Annotated in this window: 2 protein-coding genes; both read right to left on the bottom strand. The window is 66.1% G+C overall.

Going from position 1 to position 1574, the window contains the following annotated elements:
• On the bottom strand, positions 1-1125 hold a 1125-nt coding region (locus tag N825_RS35565), incomplete at its 3' end, for a M14 family metallopeptidase (protein ID WP_051514255.1).
• Between the two features lie 33 nt (positions 1126-1158).
• The coding region (locus tag N825_RS40160; protein ID WP_211098451.1) for a hypothetical protein at positions 1159-1574 on the bottom strand (416 nt) is incomplete at its 5' end.

Here is a 1574-nt window from a genome sequence, read left to right as displayed (position 1 = left end):
TCTCAGGAACCGTTCGATGAAGCGGAAAGCGGCCGGGCGATTCTCCTCCCAAGTCGGCTGGATCTGGTCCGGCGGCAGGATGAAGCCGCCCTCCAGATGGCTTTTCGGCCGCAGCTCTATGGTGAAGGACGGGATGCCGTACTCGCCATAGGTCCAATCGGTGGTGTCGCCGGCGGTCGGATAGAGCGCGGAGGATTGCTGGACCGTATAGGCCACCCCGTGAATGCCCCTCATCAGGTCGCGCATCTCCCTGGCGAGACCGATCATGCCTTCGCGGTCCTGACGGTCGGGCACCTGCCTGTCGGTATAGCCCCAGGGATAGAGGATCAGCTGGGAGTAACTGTGATAGGTGATCACGCCCTGGAACATTTCGCGGGCCACCAGGTCGCGCACGGCGCGGGTCTCCGGTTCGGAGAAGGCTCGCGGACCCACATAGGTCTCGTCGCTCGGCACGTGGCTCGACGTCGGCACGTTCAGCGTGCCCCACATATAGCCGTAGTTCCGGTTCGGATCGACACCGATCGAACCGTCCGGATTGCGCCTGCGGTTCTTGCGCCACAGCCGTTCCCCGGTGCGGCAATGCTCATGGCCGTCCGGATTGACCATCGGGGCGACCCAGATCTCGCCGGCCGACAGCCAGGCGGCAATCGGAGTGTCGTCGGCCCGCTCGACCAGTTCCTCGGCGAGGCGGAACGGCACCTCGACGGCGATCCATTCCCGCGCATGGTGGCAGCCCATGAACAACACCCTGTCCAGGCTGCCCTTGCGTTCGCCGATGCGCAGCGCCCAGATCGGACGGTTCTCGACGCTGCGCCCGATTTCCCGCAGTTCGGCGATCTCCGGGCGGGACTCGGCGAGCCGGCGCATGTCCTGTTCCAGGGTCTCGGCGGAATGATAGCCGGCGATCGCTTCGGCGGTCGCGAAGGCGCCGAGGTGTTCGGCAACCGGTTGGATCTGCTCGACGCCATAGCCCATCTGGGCAAGGCGCTCGATCGGTGCCTCGGGTGCGCGCAGGATCAGGTGATCCGGCGCGACCTCCCAGATATCCAGGCCAAGGGGCAGCCGCAACAGATCCGACAGGGGTGTCTGCTGGTCGGTGGACGTGACCTTGACGATCAGTTCCATGACGGGACCTCATGCACAGGGAAAAATGGACGGTCAGCGTTCAGGCGGTTCGGGCTGCCCGGCGGCGCGCCGCGCCCATGCCTCGTATTCGGCCGTGGTACACAGTCGCTCGACGGTGGCGAGGCGGCGGCGCTCCAGTTCCCCCAGCGTCGCCGACGATGCCGCCACGATCAGGGCCTCGTCCTCGCGTTGCCAGACATCCAGCGCCACGGGAAGCCGCAGCAGCTCGCTGACGCCGCCGCCGCCCGCCGGCGTCAGTCGGGCAACCCATCGGGTCTGGTCGGTTGACATGGATCGCCATCCTTTCCGGAAGAAACCAGCCTCCGTTCCGCATCCGTCACGATACGCCGACTTGGCGGCGCCCGGAACGGAGCTTTGCAACAGGCCCTTCCACTCCATCGGCAGATCCGCCTGTACCAACGGGATCTTCCTGTCCTCATCGAGGGCCG

Origin of the sequence: Skermanella stibiiresistens SB22 (genome assembly GCF_000576635.1) — a bacterium.
In the GTDB taxonomy this organism is placed as follows: domain Bacteria; phylum Pseudomonadota; class Alphaproteobacteria; order Azospirillales; family Azospirillaceae; genus Skermanella; species Skermanella stibiiresistens.
Note: the sequence above shows the minus strand (reverse complement) of the source record. Positions and strands in the feature narration are given on the sequence as shown.